Source organism: Paenibacillus sp. FSL M7-0802 (genome assembly GCF_038004945.1).
Taxonomy (GTDB): domain Bacteria; phylum Bacillota; class Bacilli; order Paenibacillales; family Paenibacillaceae; genus Paenibacillus; species Paenibacillus polymyxa_B.
This window is the reverse complement of sequence record NZ_JBBOSD010000001.1, coordinates 5,574,157-5,591,866: the sequence shown is the minus strand read 5'-3', so window position 1 is coordinate 5,591,866 and position 17,710 is coordinate 5,574,157. Positions and strand designations below refer to the sequence as shown.

Here is a 17,710-nt window from a genome sequence, read left to right as displayed (position 1 = left end):
ATATGTACCTCCTCTGTTATGCCTGCGAAGTTAGCTGTCGGATTCGGACTCAGGAGAAGCCCTATGCTTGTGCAATTCACCCCTAGGCATATTCCATATCGTCTTATGACGTATCGGAAAGACTGCCGTTGTTACGTCCCCCGCACTTCCCATAGTTTGGGCCCAGCATTCAGCGTTTTTCATAACCGCATGCTGTCCCGGTAAGTTTTGGCTTACTGCATAATATCACAATTTTGTAACCTTATCCGCATGAAAATGTTGGGAACCTTGAACATCATACTATACTCGTTACAATTTTGTCACCAAGAAATCGATATTTGTTACGAAAATATGGTGAAATGGTGACAAAAAAAGAAAAAGCCCTCCGTCAAACGGAGGGCTTTTTTATAGCTCATATCAGCACTTTCTTACAATACTTTGGCAAGAAAATCACGGGTGCGATCATGGCTTGGAGTACCAAATACCTGCTCTGGTGTACCTTGTTCCACAATTTGACCGTTATCCATAAAGATGATTCGATCGCCTACCTCGCGGGCAAAGCCCATTTCATGCGTCACGATTACCATGGTCATGCCGCCTTCGGCGAGCTTCTTCATTACATCCAGAACCTCTCCAACCATTTCAGGGTCCAATGCAGAAGTCGGCTCATCGAACAGCATTACGTGCGGCTGCATGGCCAAAGCACGCGCAATCGCAATACGTTGCTTCTGACCACCGGATAGCTGGTTCGGATAGGTATTCTTCTTATCCTCAAGCCCTACGGTACGCAGGAGTTCTAGCGCAATTTTTTCCGCTTCCTTCCCTGACTGTCTTCTAACCTGCGTTGGTGCAAGCGTCAGATTCTGCAACACTGTTTTATGCGGGAACAGATTAAAATGCTGGAACACCATCCCCATCTTCTCCCGGGTTACATTAATATTATGACCACGAGCTGTAATCGGCTCGCCCTCAAACAAAATCTCCCCGTCCGTAGGCTGTTCTAGCAGATTCATGCAACGTAAAAACGTACTCTTCCCCGAACCGCTGGGACCGATGATGACGACGACTTCACCTTTGGCGATATCTATATCAATGCCTTTTAAAATCTCATTCTTGCCGAACGATTTACGCAGTTGTTTAACGGTGATCACTGGCTCTCAACTTCCTTTCCCATAAACCCAGCAGCTTAGACAAGCTGAATGTCATTACAAAATAAATAGCGGCTGCGATTACGAACGGACTTAATCCTTCGTAGGTAATGTTCTTAATGACCTGGGCCTGATACATAATATCCACCATCCCAATGGTCGAAATAATGGATGATTCTTTAATGATCGTAATAAACTCATTACCGATAGCAGGCAAAATAGATTTAAACGCTTGCGGCAAAATGACATGACGCATAGCTTTGCCTCGTCCCATACCCAATGAACGGGCAGCCTCCATCTGTCCACGGTCTACTGCCTGGATACCTGCACGGAAAATTTCAGCCAGATATGCCGAGCTATTCAGAGACAATGTGATTATACCAGACTGGAGTGGAGTAAAATTGACACCCAGCGTCAAAGCAACCCCGTAGTGAATAATCATGAGTTGCACCAGCATAGGTGTGCCACGCAGTATCTCTACATAAGTGGTACCTAACCACTCAATGATGCGTACTCCACTCATACGTAGCAAGGATATGATCAGACCAATGATGAATCCGAACAGTACTCCGAGCGCAGACAGCAACAAGGTGTAGCCGATACCCGTAGCGTATAAACTGCGGTATTTCCAAAAAATATCTACAATGTTATTAGAAGAAACCTGACGATCCGCAGAAAGTGCACTCGCTTCCGTGGAAAACTTCTCAATCGACCCGTCTGCTTTCAGGCGAGCCAACGTTTTATTTACAGAAGCAAGCAATTCTGCATTCCCTTTACGGATACCTACAGCTGTTTCTGCTCCCGCATCCTCAGGCACAGCCTTGGCAAGGGTTACGGTACCGTCTAACGTGTATCCTTTAGCAACCGTATCTTCGATCACGACAGCGTTCACACGCTGGGTCCGCAGCTGGAGTACCAGGTCAGATATTTTATCCAGTGAAGTTACAGAGGCATTGGGCACTTTTTGAGCAATCTCTTCCTGAATACTTCCCTTTTGTGCTCCGATCTTCTCGCCTTTCAAAGCATCCATCGTCGGATATTTGTCTTTATCCTCTGGGCGTACCATGATGACTTGCTTGGAGCGATAGTATACATCCGAAAAATCAATACTCTTTCTGCGTTCATCCGTTGGTGTCATACCGGACAGTACCAAGTCTACACGACCACTTTGCAGAGCAGGCAGCAAAGAGTCAAAACTCATGTCTTCAGGGACCATCTCCGCATCCAAATCTTTGGCGATTTCCTTGGCGATATCCACATCGAACCCAACAATGGTATCCTTACCGTTAATGACTTTATGAAACTCATACGGCGGAAAGTCGGCACTCATGCCCACTACAAGTTTTTTCTGTGGCTTTGCTTCCGTTCCGTATGCATTGAGCATGGGAAGACCAGTCAACAGCAAGATAACCGCCGTCAAAACCAGGGCGGTAAAACGATATGCCTTTTTCAATCTTTTTTTCTCTCCTTAAATTCTTTATAATAAATAAGATTGTGTCATTATAAATGAATATGCATGATTATGCAATGAATGTTATAGTACAATTTCAGCATACCTAACGCAGTACCTACATTACAGCTTATATAAAGGAGTTTTCAGCATGGATTTTAAACAGACCATTCAACAGACCATCGAGCAGCATGCCCCACGGTTTAAGGACATTTCGTTATTTATTGGCGCAAATCCTGAACTTGGAAACGAGGAATTTCTGGCCGCTGCCCGTTTAAAAGAAGAACTGGTTTTTCACGGATTTGAGGTCCAGGCACCTGTATTGGGCATAGAAACAGCCTTTATTGCAACTTACAAAGCTGCAAAACCCGGGCCGGTTGTCGCTTTTCTGGCAGAATATGACGCTCTGAAAGGTCTAGGACACGCCTGTGGGCACCATTTGATATGTATGATGAGTACTGGTGCTGCCGTCGGCCTCAAGTCGATCATCGACGAAACTGGTGGAGAAGTACGGGTATATGGCACACCTGCCGAAGAAACACGCGGTGCAAAGGTCCCTATGGCCGCTGCCGGATTGTTTGATGATTGCGACATCGCACTTATGACGCATCCTTATGACCGTTACGAAAAATCAGGCAAATCACTGGCGATTGATGCTGTACAATTCGAATTTTTTGGTCAATCTGCTCACGCGGCTGCCAGCCCGCACGAAGGCATTAACGCGCTGGACGCTGTGATTCAAACGTTCAATGGCATCAATGCGTTCCGTCAACAAGTAAAAAGTACAGTGCGTATCCATGGGATCATTAACCAGGGTGGGCAAGCAGCCAATATTATTCCTGATTACGCCTCAGCCCAATTTTATGTAAGAGCGGCTACACGTCAAGAACTGAACCCACTGACTCGCCGTGTTATTCAAATTGCTGAAGGAGCTGCTTTACAGGCCGGGTGTCGTTTGGAGACCTCCAATTATGAGACTTCTTATGATGAAATGGTCACGAACCGTGTACTTTCCGATGCGTTTACCGCAAATTTGGTGCAGGCTGGCATTTCACAAGAAGATATAACGGAAGGCGAAGATCACGGCTCCATGGATATCGGAAATGTATCGCTTCATTGCCCTGCTATCCATCCTTACATTCAAGTTATTGACGAGAAGCATGCCTTGCATACACCAGAATTCCGCGATTTGGCGATGCAGGACCGGGCCATGGAAGGAACGCTGCTGGCTGCGAGAACTTTGGCATGGACTGCTTGCGATGTAATCACGAATCCTGAACTGCTAGCCCGGATAAAAAAAGAATTCGCTCTGCTGAATAACGAACGCTAAATCTTAATTCCGTGTTCTTTCAGAAAGGAGTAGTCAGCCATCATGGATAGTATGAGCAGCTTTTGGACGTTGTTTATTGTGGTGATCCTCTTCATTTTTTGGTTTATATTCCGTGCAATACGCAGAAACCGGGGAAACAGAAAAACACGGAGCCGGAATGCTTTTTTCCTCAGCTCCCCATCCCCTTCGTCCCTTGCGCAGGAGCGTCATCCAGAGATTAGGAGCTGATGCAGCTACTGGAGCAATCCATTCCCGCCTCCTATGCTCATAGCGTAAGGAGTCGTGTAATCGAAGCCCACCCTGAGCTGACGGAGCAAGAATATGATTGGCGCTGGCATGAGCTAAAACGATATTTTATGCTATGCGCGATTATGAATCGAGTGCCTATGTTCAGTAGCGATATGGATGAATTATGGCACGAAATGTTGATGTTTACCCGCGAATATCAGCAATTCTCGGAAGCTTTTTTTGGTCGTATGCTTCACCATGCGCCTCATTCCGGCGGCTCTCAGCCGATGCCTGAGGAGCGGGCGTGGTTTGACTGGTTGTATGTAGAATGCTTTGGCTGGAACCGCTATAGCGCCAGTTTGTGGGGAACTTTTTTTAATCATCCATTACCGAGCGACGAGCTTTCGCGCTATTACAAACTCACAACTTCCGTGCAGCCAGCAGGTGACCGCTGGAATACGCAGGAGGATATAGCTATTTCACAGCAGGCCCAACAAGCGGTTCATAAGATTGTACAACATCTGCACGAGCGGGTGAATAAAGCGGTGGATGATCCTGAGGGTAAGCAATTGCCTAAGGTCAACTATTTACAGGTCGACTATTTGTTATTAGCTGTTGTGTGGTATTCATGGTATCAACCTGAACAATTTGCCATACACATGCACCCGGATGCTTCAGGTAATGCCGTATTAGCTAGCTCATTCGGCTGTAGCTCGGCAAGCGGCTGTTCAAACTGGGATACACATCACTCGCACCATCATTCCTCCCATGACAGTTCTCATCATGGAGGCTCTTCTCATCATGATTCAGGCGATTCTGGTAGCCATTCTTCGTGTAGCAGTGGCTCTTCATGTGGAAGCAGCTGTGGTGGTGGGGGCGACTGATCATAGTAAAAAAGGGAATTCCTCAGCCAGAAAACTTGGCTAAAGGGATTCCCTTTTTCATTAACATGACTGGGGTGTTCCTATTCTGTTCAGTCCGTTTTTGTTAGCAAATGGTAAATATCCATATACGCTTCGGCTGAAACATCCCAACTATATTCTCCTGCAAAAGCCGTCTGTGTAAGCTTCGACCAATGCTCAGATTGGCGATAAAAATGAACAGCACGACGAATGGTGTTCAACATATCATGTGCATTGTAGTTCGTGAAACTAAATCCGTTTCCTTCACCTGTGGATTCATTGTAAGCCTGCACAGTATCATTAAGGCCCCCTGTTTCTCGTACAATAGGGATACTTCCATAACGAAGCGCCAGCAGTTGGCTGATCCCGCAAGGTTCAAACCTTGATGGCATAAGATACATATCGCTTGCCGCATATATTTTTCGTGACAGAAGTTCGCTAAAAGCGAGCTGCGCTGACATTTTCAGTGGATAGCGTCCTGCTGCCTCACGGAACCAATGCTCAAAAGCCGGATCCCCTGTTCCCAGCACGACAAACTGGATATCATCATAATACAAGATTTCGTCAAGCACTCTCGTTACCAGATCTAGCCCCTTCATATCTACAAGCCGGGTTACCATGGCAATCATAGGTACGTCTGGCCGCACCGGCAGACCCAGCTCCTTCTGCAGGCCAATTTTGTTTTCCTTTTTCTTTGTCAGACTCGTGCGGTACTTCGTATAAATACGATTGTCCGTGGCAGGATTGTAGCTTTTGGTGTCAATTCCGTTCACAATCCCCGTTAAGCGACCCTGATCTCCCAATTTACGAAGCAGACCCTCCAGCCCATATCCGTAAAATTCCGTTTGAATCTCCTCTGCATAGGTTGGACTTACGGTCGTGACATGATCCGAGTACGTAAGCCCACCTTTCATAAAATTCAGTCTGCCATGATATTCCACACCCTCGGGGGTGAAATAGCTCCCATCCAGGTTGAGCAGCTCAGTTAAGACCTCATACGGAAAATCCCCCTGATACAGCAGATTATGTATCGTAAACACTGTGCGAATATCACTGTAGAAGGGCAAATGTCGATAATCAGCATTCAGAAGCAGCGGAACCATCGCCGTATGCCAATCATGACAATGCAAAATATCCGGCCGAAAGTTCAGTTCAGGCAGCACTTCTAAAATCGCCCGGTTAAAAAAGGAAAAACGTTCGCCATCATCCATATAACCGTAAATACCGTCACGACCGAAGTAATACTCATTGTCTATAAAATAAACCTTGATTCCGTCTAATGTCAGTTCCTCTATTCCACAATATTGATTACGCCAGCCTACGGCTACTTGCTTCACCGCTACCGGACGCAGAGACTTTTTATAAGTATTGGGAATCCCCGCATATTTAGGTAAAATGATTCGGACGTCGCACCCCGCCTGACGAAGTGCCTTCGGCAGTGCGCCAATGACATCAGCCAACCCGCCTGTTTTAATAAATGGATGTGCTTCTGCTGCCGCAAACAAAATGTTCATATGTGCTTCCTCCTTATGTGTTTAATCTGCTTTTTTAGGCCTCCGAGGCGCTTTCTTGAGTATAACGATGCTCAGGGGTGGTATGGTCACCTCCAAGCTGTGAAGCTGTCCGTGGCAAGGGATGGGGGCGGTCCGTATTATTCCCGTATTCAGCTGGTCCCTTCCCCCAAAGTCCTTATGATCACTGTTCAGCAGTTCGATATAACTCCCGGCCTTTTCCAGCCCAATTCGGTAGTTCTCTCTGGGCACGGGCTGAAAGTTAATAAGCACGACCAGTGTATCTCCCGGCTTTTTACTTTTACGTAAATACGTAATTACGCTCTGCCCACGGTCCTCCGCCTCAATCCACTGATATCCATCCCACGAATGATCCAGTTCCCATAATGCCTTTTCCTGAATATACAAATGATTCAGCGCTTTCGTAAAGGCGTGCAGCGAACGGTGACTGTCATAATCCAGCAGAAACCAGTCAAGCTGCTCCTCATCCTTCCATTCGATGAATTGGCCGAATTCCCCTCCCATAAATAAGAGTTTTTTGCCCGGTGAGGTGATTTGGTAACCGAGAAGCGCTCGAAGCCCGGCAAATTTTTGCTCATAGCTACCCGGCATTTTATCAAGCAACGACTTCTTACCATGAACAACCTCATCGTGCGACAACGGCAGTGTAAAATTCTCGCTGTACGCATAAGCTATGGGGAATGTCAGCAAATTATGGCGCTCCGGCCTCTGATCGAAATCCGTTTCGATATAATCAAGCGTATCGTTCATCCAGCCCATATTCCATTTGTAATTAAAACCGAGTCCTCCATCGCTTACCGGGGAAGTCACCATCGGCCAGGCACTGGACTCCTCTGCCATCATCAGAGCATACGGATAATAGCGGAATACTGTTTCATTCAGTTGTTGAAGGAAGGCAATAGCCTCCTCATTTTCAATGCCTCCTTTAGAGTTAAAACGATATTGACCGTCCTGCTTTTCAAAATCCAGCCGTAGCATACTCGTCACAGCATCTACGCGCAGGCCGTCAATATGGTACACATCCATCCAGAATAGCGCATTAGATATCAGGAAAGAACGCACCTCCGGCTTGCTGTAATCAAACGTCAGTGTTCCCCAGCCGGGCTTTTCCGCAATCAGCGGATCCGCGTATTCGAACAGGGGCGATCCGTCAAACAGCCTTAATCCATGAGCATCCTTGGCAAAATGGGCTGGAACCCAATCCATCAGCACTCCGATTCCCGCCTGATGGCAACGATCCACCAAATACATAAAATCATGCGGTTCTCCATACCGGCTTGTGAGTGCAAAATATCCGGTGAGCTGGTAGCCCCAGGAAAGATCATACGGATGTTCACTCAGCGGCATCAGCTCAATATGTGTATACCCCATATCGGTCACATAAGGCACAAGAAGATCTGCTATTTCCCTGTATGTATAAAACGTACCATCTTCTTTTTGCTTCCAAGTGCCCAGATGAAGCTCGTATATGTGCAGAGGCTTTCCATAAGGTGCTCTACGTTTTCGGCGCCAAATCGCATCGTTCCAAGCATAACCATCTATAGAAGCTACCACAGAAGCCGTTGCCGGTCTCACTTCAGCACGTACCGCGTAAGGGTCTGCTTTCAGGAATCGTTCACCGTTTGCCCCCGTAATGTCGTATTTGTAAAAAGTTCCTTGGGATATCCCCGGAAAAAAACGACTCCAAAAACCGGATTTGGGAACCCTATATAAGGAATCCTGTTCCCCATTCCAGTTGTTGCGATCTGTAGCAAGCCCGACATGGAGAGCATGAGGAGCCCAGACCGTAAAGCGGACGCCCTGTTCTCCGTTCTCCACAGTAAGGTGGGAACCCAAAGATCGGTAGCTGTGATAAAGCGTTCCTTCATGAAACAAATAAATATCTTCCGATGAAATAGCCTGTTGCGGAAGAGTTTGGTCTGTCATCACGTCACCACCCTTATATGTTTTGTAAGTAAAAATGTATGAATCGGTAATGCATTCGCTTTTGGGTCAAAGCTGACCTGAGTTATTACCCCATTCTAGCCACAATGAACAGAAAAATGACTAGGAAAAAAATAAACCTTAGTTTTGGGGGAATCTTATATACCTTATGGTTTCAAGAGTACCCCATACCGTTTATGTATGTACTACACTGACAACTAAACCGGGAGGGAAACGAAATGTTTAATAAAGAATGCATTGCCATGCTGCTGGCAGGCGGAGAGGGACGCCGTCTTGCTCCCCTTACTTCAACGATTGCAAAACCCGCCGTACCTTTTGGCGGTCATTACCGGATCATCGATTTTCCTCTCAGTAACTGCGTAAATTCAGACATTGATACTGTAGGTGTACTGACGCAATATGAGGCAGAATCCTTGCACGAACATATCGGGGATGGAACACCATGGGGTCTTACAAAAACAGATGACAAAGGAATTACCCTGCTTCCATCTTATAACACAGGTAACGCTGAATACTTAGGAACGGCAGATGCTATTCATAAGAATATCGAATATATTGACAGCCAAAATCCGGAGCATGTGCTTATTTTATCCGGTGATCATATTTACTATATGAATTATCGTGAAATGCTAAACCACCATAAGGAAAAAGGAGCTGCGGCTACCATTTCTGTCATGGAGGTACCTTGGGATGAAGCACACCGTTTTGGTGTTATGAGTGCCGATAAAGATCTGCGTGTCACAGAATTTGCAGAGAAACCGGAGAAACCGGAAAGTAATTTGGCCTCTATGGGGATTTACCTTTTCAAATGGGATTACTTAAGAAATTACCTGTTAGAAGACGCACAGGATGCTCAATCCAGTCATGATTTTGGTAAAGATATCATCCCTAAAATGTTAGCGGACCAAGAATCCTTGTACGTTTATGAATTCCAGGGCTATTGGAAGGACGTGGGTACCGTTAAAAGCCTATGGGATTCACACATGGATTTGTTACAGGATGATTGTGCTATCGACCTTCAACGCAAGGACTGGCCGATGTATACACGTGAACGCCGCACAAGGTTGAGCGCACAAAAGGTACCTAACCGTCAAACACAACCATTGGGCAGCTTGCTGCATGATTCCTGCCAAGTAGAGGGCCGAATAGAACGCTCCGTTGTATTTAGTGGTGTCGAGGTAGGTAAAGGATCAGCCATCAAAGAAAGTATCGTTATGCCTGACACACGCATTGGACGTAACGTCCATATTGAACATGCGATTATCGGTGAAGGTGCTGTGATTCGCGATGGTGCTGTCATTAAAGGTAACCCGGGCGAAATTATGGTCATCGGACCCAATGAAACGGTATTTGGTAAAATGGCGGTACGACCGCAAACTACACGTATGCTGAAAGAAGCTTACGAGCGCAATACACGCTTGCGTGCCGAAGGTTTTACCTCATAACGTACCCCCAAATTAAAAACAGCCAGCCCTCCCGATTGAGAGGACTGGCTGTTTTTCTAATTACACCTATAAGTAGGCTTTAAATCTGTCCTTCAGTAAGTTGTGATGGTTCCACGGATTGTTCTGCTTGCAGAGCAGGTAATGAAACCGTAATCGTAGTTCCAGCCCCCAGTTCACTTCTGATGAGCATCTGACCATGATGACGCTCGATAAACTGTTGCGAGATTGCCAATCCCAGTCCAGTACCACCGTTTTGGTGGTCTACCTGGAAAAAGCGGTCTCTGACTCTGGCAAGATTTTCAGCACTAATTCCAATCCCTGTATCTTGTACGGATATCTCGATATTGCCATCAATCCGTTGTAGAGACAGGAAAATAATTGAGCTTTCATGCGAAAACTTGATAGCATTGTCCACAATGTTCAAAAACACCTGTTTTAGACGGTTACCGTCTCCATGGACGAGATATGCCGTTTCCTCCGAATCCAGCTGAAGTTTTATCTGCTTCATTTCTGCTTTGGCCCATACGTTCAGCATAATTTCCTGCAAAAGCTCCCGTAGATCCACCGTTCCCATCACAAGCTTCATGGCATTCTGCTCCAGCTTGGAAAAATCGAGGATTTCCTCCACCAAGCCAATCAGTCGATCCGTCTCTTTAGAAATAATCTTCATCCCGATTTTCGTCTCTTCCGGGTCATAACCGCCAGAATTTAACGTTTCACTCCAACCTTTAATAGATGTAAGCGGAGTACGCAATTCATGAGATATGGATGATATAAAATCATCCTTGATTTGATTTGTTCTGACAATTTCCTGTGCCATATAGTTCAGAGTCGAAGCCAGTTCACCCAACTCATAGCGATAATCGCCTTCAATGCGTGCATCAAACCTCCCCTGAGCCATCTGAGCAGATACATCGCGGATATTATTAATTGGTCTAACAATGGAATTCGCGAGCCCTGTACTGACCACAAATACAATAACCAGTACAGCTGCCATGATGCCAAGAGAAAACAGCGTAATCGTAAACAACTTATCATTTACCAATTCCAGCGAAGTCGTATACCGAATAACATACACCTGGTCTCCGACGATATTGTCCAGTTTTTGAGATACCGCCATCACCTGCTGCCCCGTACTCGGTTGCTTTCCGATCCATTTGCCCGTATCTCCAGCTAATGCTTGTGTCACATCACTTGTTTGCACACTTAGATCTGCTGCAAAATTAGTCGAGTTATCAATTACATTTCCCTGTTCATCAAGCAACTGCAGTTCAGTGAAGGGCAGAGAAAATGTATTTAACAAATACGATTGCAAAGACTGTTCCGGCTCTTTGAATTTGGGTGCAAATTCACTTACCGATTCGATACGGCTTTCGATATGTTTGTAAATGGAATCGTAATAGTACGACCGGAGTGCAAACATAAAAATGACTTCTACTAACAGAAGCGCCAAGAACACTACGAAAAAATAGTGAAGCACAATCTGTCGGCGAATCCCCTTTTTGATCATTGAGACTGACCTTTCCATTTATATCCATGTCCCCACACTGTTTGTAAAAAAGCTGGCTCAGATGGATTGTTTTCAATTTTCTGCCGCAAACGTCGGATGTTCACATCCACAATTTTCGGATCGCCCATATATTCCTTGCCCCATACGTGATCAAGTAGAACATCTCGGCTGAGCGGCGTGTTTTCTTTTTCGAGAAAAAATTGAATCAGGGAAAACTCAGTCGGTGTCAACTCGATCAGCTGCCCGCTCTTCTTAAATTGCTTAGCAATCAAATCTAGCGTAAACGGTCCAGACTGGAAGGACACTTTGGCTGCTGTTTCACGATGTACATTCACCCGACGCAATAACGATTGAATCCGTGCAATCAGCTCCGTCGGGCTAAAAGGTTTACTCACATGGTCATCGGCCCCTACAGACAAGGCATACACCTTATCCTGCTCCTGTACCTTCGCTGTGAGAAAAATAATGCCGATGCGCTCATTCGTTTCCCGGATTCTCCGACAGACTTCAAAACCATCCATACCGGGTACCATTACGTCAAGCAGTGCAATATCAATATCCCGCACCGTGTTCAAAATATTCAGAGCCTCATGCCCTTCCGACGCCTCCAGCACCTCAAAACCGTTACGTTTCAAGTTAATGACAATAAAACTGCGAATGGATTCCTCGTCTTCCATGATTAAAACTTTACTCACTCTACTCTACCTGCCTTTCCCCCATCTTGTTTTTTATGGTTTTACGCGGTTCCAGCTCACTGGATCGCTTAATGCCAATGACCTGCGCATTCGTTCGCCACAGTTGGCTATACCCTTCGTTGTTTCGCTCCCATTGTGACAACGAGAAAAATTTAATTTCCGCTATCGTTTTGTCTGTATCATCCAAAATGAAGCGCAAATAGCTGTCCTTCTTCGAAACTTTCGGATCAATCGTCACCTTGCCATGCAGCTCTTTCGGTAATCTGAAGTAGACCTGTTCATTAGAATCACGATACTGCTGCTGCTTAAAAATCGTCCCTTTCGCCCCGTCCCACTGATAGAACGACACAAAATATGGAACCTCATCCAGCGGCTTGTTACTCCAACCTTTTGGCTTCTCCAAATTACCAAATTCCAGAATACCGTCACCATCCACATCACCACTGGCGATGGTCGCATCCTTGAAGGTGACATCCATAAGATTAAGCTTCCTGAGCTTGCCGTGATCCATCACAATGACATTGGAGACGGTAGTGGTCTGGGCAATTTTGGTATCTATAACAATCCCCTGCCTACCCTCGGCTACCTTGCCAGCAACGACATTATAGACACCTAAGACCTGACTGTCCAAATCCAACGATCCGATTTCCTTAAAGGTTCCCCCACTGAATTGAAATGTTTTAACTGTAAAGAATTCATTACGTCGCAGCGTGATAATCGTCAAATCATTCAAATTATCCCCGTTCAAGTCCATCTTGTTATGGTTAAAATCATCTACGACGAAGTCCGTATAGCCTGTAGCATATATTTTCTCCAGAGTTCCTCCGGTATAGGAATACACGATGAGTCCCTTCTGATCCCCGCCATCGCCACTATCTCCACTGGAAAAACCCGCTACAATATCGAGTGTTCCATCATTCGTTAAATCCACGAGCTTAAATGACTCTAGCACAGTGCCTTCCCCATCAAACGTTAGCTTCTTTACCCACGTTCCGCCCTGATCTTCAAACAAAGCACCATGTATTTTTACGCTCTCATCTGGCGTTTCATAAAAGAGCACTGCTTCGTCTGTGCCATCATTGTTCAGATCACCCGTCCGAATTGGCGTCGGGTCATCTGGGTCATTCGGCCTTAAAGGCTGTACCGCCCCTAGTTGCGTATTCACTGCACCATTCAACTGCTGTTTCTCGTCAGACATCGTCGGTGTCTCCATCAGCGAAATGGGATCGCTAATAACATTACAGCCGCTTAAAAATCCAGCAAGGAGCAGCAAGGAACAGCAGCCAGCCACCATTCTCAACAGCATTATTTTCACTTCTCTTGCCGTCCCCTTCACAATTTGTTCTTTTCTGCTTGTGTCAATCGTCTTCCCTGAATATCAAACACCAATTCACCATCATTCAACCCCCATATACGGGAAGCAAAGCGTTCAGCCATTTCCAGCGGCAATACAGTAATGATCGTCACCCGCTCGTCAGAACACAGCTTGCGAAAGGTCTCCAATACATGCGCTGCCGAAGCTGGATCAAGTCCATTTACAGGCTCATCAGCTAAAATAACTTTAGCTCCGTGCACGAGAGCACGCGCAGTCGCTACCCGCTGCCGCTCGCCACCGCTGAGCTTGTCGCATTTATCATGCGCCTTATCCAGCAGACCCAGATCCTCCAGTACGTCCATCGCTCCCATGTAATCGTCGGAACGCACCATACCGGTCACCATTCTCCACATTGGAGTTTGACCGGATCTGCCAATGAGCACATTTTTAAGAGCGGTTCGATTCATATTTAGATGCGGGTTTTGCTCCAGGTATGCCCATTCCCGCTTTATTTTCATCTTGCCCGTCCACCCGGATTTCAGCACATCATTGCCACCTACAATTAAACTGCCTTCATCCCATGGCTCTAGTAAAGCAAGACAGCGAAGCAACGTCGTTTTGCCGCTTCCACTTGGCCCTACTATGGCAATGAATTCGCCCTGATGAATTTCAGCATCAATTCCTCGAAGTAGCTGGGTCCGTTCAGGCCCCACTTGCTTGGTCAGCTTCCGAATTTTAATCATCTAAGTGATTCCCCTTTGCGCGCCATCAATACTGTTTATATTTTATAGTAAATGTGAAACAAATACCATGCAAACCGCGGTTTTAAACCGCCGGTACTCTTTTTCTGGAAAACAGACCTAACAATCCGAAAACAACGTAACTACCTCCAAGGACAAGAAACATGCTGCCTTGAGTTCCATAGTCCAGCAATCCTCCGCTAATATTAGGTCCGATCACACTTCCCAGATTAAAGTGAAAGGATGCCAGTACATTAGCGGCTGCTAAAAATGATTTGGGCAGCAGATCAGCGGCATAGGCCAAACCGAGGGAGAAAAAGGAGCCTACTAAACCACCTGCTAGGGTCAGCAATATCAAAGTGAACATAAAATGATTACCGCTCCATGGTAGCAACATAAAGGTCATTCCCCCTGCTATACCTACGCTCATTAGCACCTTTTTACGTCCCCAACGGTCACTCAATATCCCTAGCGGTAGCTGCAGCACTAACCCTCCCAAACTGACGAACGGTAGCAAGACGGCGATTTCATCGGTATGAAAGCCAATACGTAGGCCATAGACTGGAAAGTTACTGTTCAGGCTCGCTTCCATATAGCCGTATAGAAATGCTGGCAAAAGAGCGTACCATGCCCAGCTGTAACTGCGACGAAATCTTTGAGTGGGACGTGCCTCGGACTCCAACTTCTCCGGTCTGGAGTCCGGCAGCTTAATTAACACCAACAGCAAGACAAGCAAGCACAATAAGGCCAACGCAGCGAATGGAACCAGCATTCCATAATCGAGTAGCCATAATCCCAATGGTCCTAATGCAAAACCCAGACCGTATGACATACCATAAAAGGAAATGTTGCGGCCTCGCTTCTCTGCTGGAGTCACCAGCAATATCCATAGCTGCGCAGAGTAGTGCAGTGCACTGTCACCAATACCTACTAGCAGACGCAGTACGAACCATACCCGAATATCAGGGATTAGCGGGAACAGCAGCAGCGTAATGAGCACTAGCACAAGCCCTCCGGCCATCAGCTTTTTGAACCCCAACAAGCCCAATGTCCGTTCTGCCACCAACGTCATTGCGAATGAGCCAATATACAGGGCAGCCGCATTCATTCCGTTTAGTGAAGATGAAACTCCCATTTGTTCCAACGAGATAGACAGAATAGGTAATAATAAACCTTGGCATAATCCAGCAACAATAATAACAGCAATTAAAATAAAATAATGAACCCGTAACGACGACGACATCCTAGCTCCTCCTGATCGAACAAATAAAATAATTAAAATCAATGTTAAGAAATGATTTGCATTTGATTCCATAATCAATAATAATTCTTATCACTATGTATTCCATACCGTCCTGCAAAACCGACAAACACATACAAATTCAGGTGTAATTAGTGTATTAAAGAATAGAAGAAAAAAATCGCCATCTGAGATGACGATTTTACGGAAAGAGCTTGTCTGGTATGTATCCAACTCCTTTGGTTAAGGAGCCTCGTATGTTCAATCCGAACCCATTCACGTCACAACGCACTATTTCATATTATAGTGGACAATCCCTGGCAGAACAAGCCATAATAAATAAGTGAGCAATTATTAAAATGCTCATGTTTTGCTTATGGACGGGCTTAATTACGTTCACCGCTCTGGGCTAGAAGACAGAATAGGAGGCATTGGGTTCCATGAGTTATCAAATTAAAATAGACACTTCTCCAATTTATGAATTGCTCGGCAGCTTCATGGCCTATGTGACTAAAAAGTGGGTCCAAGATATGGACTTGGGCCATGAATGGATCGACAAGGTGGATGCACGACTACAACATGAAGTTCGTACTGAGCTTGCTACAGCTCAGGATTGCCCTTTTAGCGATTATGACGCACTCTATGCCTGGGCGTTACTTCGACCGGAATCGGATGAAATATCTGATTATATCTCTTATTTGGACCACGGTCCGGATAAAGATATGTTTGAGCTGCTCGTTCCGCATATCCCTTTTTTAACCTTTGAAGAATCTTTACGCATTCGTAAGGTATACGCACCACTCCTCAGATTGTGGGATCGTGATTATTTTCGAGCCTTGGAAGGCGAACTACGTGTGTTGGCAGAAGAAGACGCTGCGGAAAAGCGCATGCTACTGAGTAAAATGGAACCAGAAGCGCTGGTTGAGTATGCGACAGCTGGACTAGTCGTGCCACACATGGAAGACCTGGATACAGTAGTCCTATTTCCGGTTGTCCATAATCGCCCGATTAATTCATACTGTTTTTATACCCGCACACTGCTGATCCAGTATCCGGTAGATATTCCCGAGGAGAGCGAGGAAGAACCGCCTACGCTTCTGCTACGGCTCACTCGTGCGGTCAATGATCCGCAGCGGCTGCGAATTCTGCGTTATGTAGCTCAAGGTCCTAAGTCTCTCGAAGATATGCGCCATGATTTGAGCCGTTTGGAAGATACACTCATGTCTGATATGATGATTTTACGAGTGGCTGGTCTGCTCCGTATTCACATCGGACGTTATCATAAGGAAAAATTCAGCATCCGTCCCGATGGCGCGGCTGATTTACAGGTATTTTTGGAATCCTATATTGGATTGTAATTTGAATTGTACTTTTAGTTATAACCAAAGCAGCGTTAAAGCTTTGGCTTGGAAGGAGTATGCATCATGTCGTATCCGAAGCAGCACATTTTATTTGATCTTGATGACACCTTAGTCCACTGCAACAAGTATTTTGACCTTATCCTCAACCACTTTTTCGATTTGCTTCAGGAATGGTTTGCAACTCATAATCTAACGAAAAATACGATTCGTGAAAAACAAATCGAAATTGATGTGGCTGGAGTTCATCAAGTGGGCTTTGCCAGCGAGCATTTTCCACAATCTCTGATAGATACGTATCAATTTTTCTCGGAACAATTCGGACGCCGTCTCGATTTTCGGGAAGAGCAGGAGCTTCGCTCTCTTGGCCGAAGTGTGTACGAACAGGAAATCGAACCGTATCCAGGCATGGTCGAAACGTTGAACTCCCTCCAAAAAGCAGGGCATTCCCTCCATCTTTATACTGGGGGTGAGCAGATCATTCAAGAAAGAAAGATTGAACAAATGAAACTGGCTACCTACTTTAATGAGCGCATCTACATTCGCCAGCATAAAAATGTCGAAGCACTGGAAGAAATCATCCAGATGAATGGCTTGGACCGAAGCATCACCTGGATGATCGGGAATTCTCTGCGCACTGATGTATCTCCAGCCCTTGCCGCAGGTATTCATGCTGTGTATCTCAAGCAGCCTAAGGAATGGATTTACAATATGGTTGAATTGCAAAAAAACGTGAACTCCGTGATGTATACGATACAGAAGCTAACGGAAGTACCACGAGTTATCCACGAAAGCATACAATTGCATCAACAAAAAAGGACCCTCGGATAGGGTCCCTTTTTTGTTTTTAAAATGTTATTCAACCTTTGATTCAGCCAAAATGGTGGTCTAAAC

Annotated in this window: 14 protein-coding genes and 1 riboswitch; of the genes, 5 read left to right on the top strand and 9 right to left on the bottom strand. The window is 45.7% G+C overall.

The features are described 5' to 3' along the window. Window positions 1-4: 4 nt before the first annotated feature. Window positions 5-173: riboswitch (cyclic di-AMP (ydaO/yuaA leader) on the bottom strand. Between the two features lie 234 nt (window positions 174-407). Together MHB54_RS25600 and MHB54_RS25595 are read right to left on the bottom strand one after the other, a co-directional pair. After that, complete coding sequence (locus tag MHB54_RS25600; RefSeq protein ID WP_013310491.1) at window positions 408-1,130, bottom strand: amino acid ABC transporter ATP-binding protein; 723 nt, start codon at window positions 1,128-1,130, stop codon at window positions 408-410. After that, window positions 1,117-2,580, bottom strand: a complete 1,464-nt coding sequence (locus tag MHB54_RS25595; RefSeq protein ID WP_023988953.1) for an ABC transporter substrate-binding protein/permease — start codon at window positions 2,578-2,580, stop codon at window positions 1,117-1,119. Before MHB54_RS25595 ends, MHB54_RS25600 begins: the two co-directional genes overlap by 14 nt. A gap of 148 nt (window positions 2,581-2,728) precedes the next feature. Here MHB54_RS25595 and MHB54_RS25590 point away from each other — a divergent pair, with 148 nt between their 5' ends. After that, complete coding sequence (locus MHB54_RS25590; RefSeq protein WP_264453699.1) at window positions 2,729-3,907, top strand: M20 family metallopeptidase; 1,179 nt, start codon at window positions 2,729-2,731, stop codon at window positions 3,905-3,907. A gap of 227 nt (window positions 3,908-4,134) precedes the next feature. Continuing rightward, entirely contained in the window at window positions 4,135-5,019 is an 885-nt protein-coding gene (locus MHB54_RS25585; protein ID WP_264453698.1) for a hypothetical protein, read from the top strand. A gap of 89 nt (window positions 5,020-5,108) precedes the next feature. Here the strand turns inward: MHB54_RS25585 and glgA are convergent, their stop codons facing one another. Then, window positions 5,109-6,551, bottom strand: coding sequence for a glycogen synthase GlgA (gene glgA / locus MHB54_RS25580; RefSeq protein WP_053325592.1), 1,443 nt, complete (start codon window positions 6,549-6,551; stop codon window positions 5,109-5,111). A 21-nt stretch (window positions 6,552-6,572) separates the two neighbouring features. Beyond that, window positions 6,573-8,495, bottom strand: coding sequence for a 1,4-alpha-glucan branching protein GlgB (gene glgB, locus MHB54_RS25575; protein WP_023988957.1), 1,923 nt, complete (start codon window positions 8,493-8,495; stop codon window positions 6,573-6,575). A gap of 236 nt (window positions 8,496-8,731) precedes the next feature. Between glgB and MHB54_RS25570 the strand changes: the two genes are divergently transcribed. After that, window positions 8,732-9,958 (top strand): glucose-1-phosphate adenylyltransferase, encoded by a 1,227-nt coding sequence (locus MHB54_RS25570; RefSeq protein WP_069080602.1) that lies wholly within the window; start codon window positions 8,732-8,734, stop codon window positions 9,956-9,958. Between the two features lie 79 nt (window positions 9,959-10,037). Here the strand turns inward: MHB54_RS25570 and MHB54_RS25565 are convergent, their stop codons facing one another. From MHB54_RS25565 to MHB54_RS25545, 5 genes are all read right to left on the bottom strand, one after another. Continuing rightward, window positions 10,038-11,468, bottom strand: coding sequence for a sensor histidine kinase (locus MHB54_RS25565; protein ID WP_023988959.1), 1,431 nt, complete (start codon window positions 11,466-11,468; stop codon window positions 10,038-10,040). Beyond that, on the bottom strand, window positions 11,465-12,163 hold the full coding sequence (locus tag MHB54_RS25560) for a response regulator transcription factor (RefSeq protein ID WP_023988960.1): 699 nt from the start codon (window positions 12,161-12,163) through the stop codon (window positions 11,465-11,467). Before MHB54_RS25560 ends, MHB54_RS25565 begins: the two co-directional genes overlap by 4 nt. Window position 12,164: 1 nt before the next feature. Beyond that, complete coding sequence (locus MHB54_RS25555) at window positions 12,165-13,499, bottom strand: hypothetical protein (RefSeq protein WP_023988961.1); 1,335 nt, start codon at window positions 13,497-13,499, stop codon at window positions 12,165-12,167. Beyond that, entirely contained in the window at window positions 13,496-14,221 is a 726-nt protein-coding gene (locus MHB54_RS25550) for a phosphonate ABC transporter ATP-binding protein (protein ID WP_023988962.1), read from the bottom strand. Before MHB54_RS25550 ends, MHB54_RS25555 begins: the two co-directional genes overlap by 4 nt. Before the next feature lie 82 nt (window positions 14,222-14,303). Next, window positions 14,304-15,461 (bottom strand): MFS transporter, encoded by a 1,158-nt coding sequence (locus MHB54_RS25545; RefSeq protein WP_071558664.1) that lies wholly within the window; start codon window positions 15,459-15,461, stop codon window positions 14,304-14,306. A 437-nt stretch (window positions 15,462-15,898) separates the two neighbouring features. Between MHB54_RS25545 and MHB54_RS25540 the strand changes: the two genes are divergently transcribed. Next, a complete protein-coding gene (locus MHB54_RS25540; RefSeq protein WP_025722652.1) occupies window positions 15,899-16,816 on the top strand; it encodes a hypothetical protein in 918 nt (305 codons plus the stop codon). A 66-nt stretch (window positions 16,817-16,882) separates the two neighbouring features. After that, window positions 16,883-17,647 carry an HAD family hydrolase gene (locus MHB54_RS25535; protein ID WP_068942617.1) on the top strand — a complete coding sequence of 255 codons (765 nt, stop codon included), beginning with the start codon at window positions 16,883-16,885 and terminating at the stop codon, window positions 17,645-17,647. The last annotated feature ends 63 nt before the right edge of the window (window positions 17,648-17,710 follow it).

Bases quoted from the DNA above. Each gene is read 5' to 3' on its own strand.
- MHB54_RS25590 (WP_264453699.1), top strand. From the start codon at position 2,729: ATGGATTTTAAACAGACCATTCAACAGACCATCGAGCAGCATGCCCCA.
- MHB54_RS25585 (WP_264453698.1), top strand. From the start codon at position 4,135: ATGCAGCTACTGGAGCAATCCATTCCCGCCTCCTATGCTCATAGCGTA.
- glgA (WP_053325592.1), bottom strand. From the start codon at position 6,551: ATGAACATTTTGTTTGCGGCAGCAGAAGCACATCCATTTATTAAAACA.
- glgB (WP_023988957.1), bottom strand. From the start codon at position 8,495: ATGACAGACCAAACTCTTCCGCAACAGGCTATTTCATCGGAAGATATT.
- MHB54_RS25570 (WP_069080602.1), top strand. From the start codon at position 8,732: ATGTTTAATAAAGAATGCATTGCCATGCTGCTGGCAGGCGGAGAGGGA.
- MHB54_RS25565 (WP_023988959.1), bottom strand. From the start codon at position 11,468: ATGATCAAAAAGGGGATTCGCCGACAGATTGTGCTTCACTATTTTTTC.
- MHB54_RS25550 (WP_023988962.1), bottom strand. From the start codon at position 14,221: ATGATTAAAATTCGGAAGCTGACCAAGCAAGTGGGGCCTGAACGGACC.
- MHB54_RS25545 (WP_071558664.1), bottom strand. From the start codon at position 15,461: ATGTCGTCGTCGTTACGGGTTCATTATTTTATTTTAATTGCTGTTATT.
- MHB54_RS25540 (WP_025722652.1), top strand. From the start codon at position 15,899: ATGAGTTATCAAATTAAAATAGACACTTCTCCAATTTATGAATTGCTC.
- MHB54_RS25535 (WP_068942617.1), top strand. From the start codon at position 16,883: ATGTCGTATCCGAAGCAGCACATTTTATTTGATCTTGATGACACCTTA.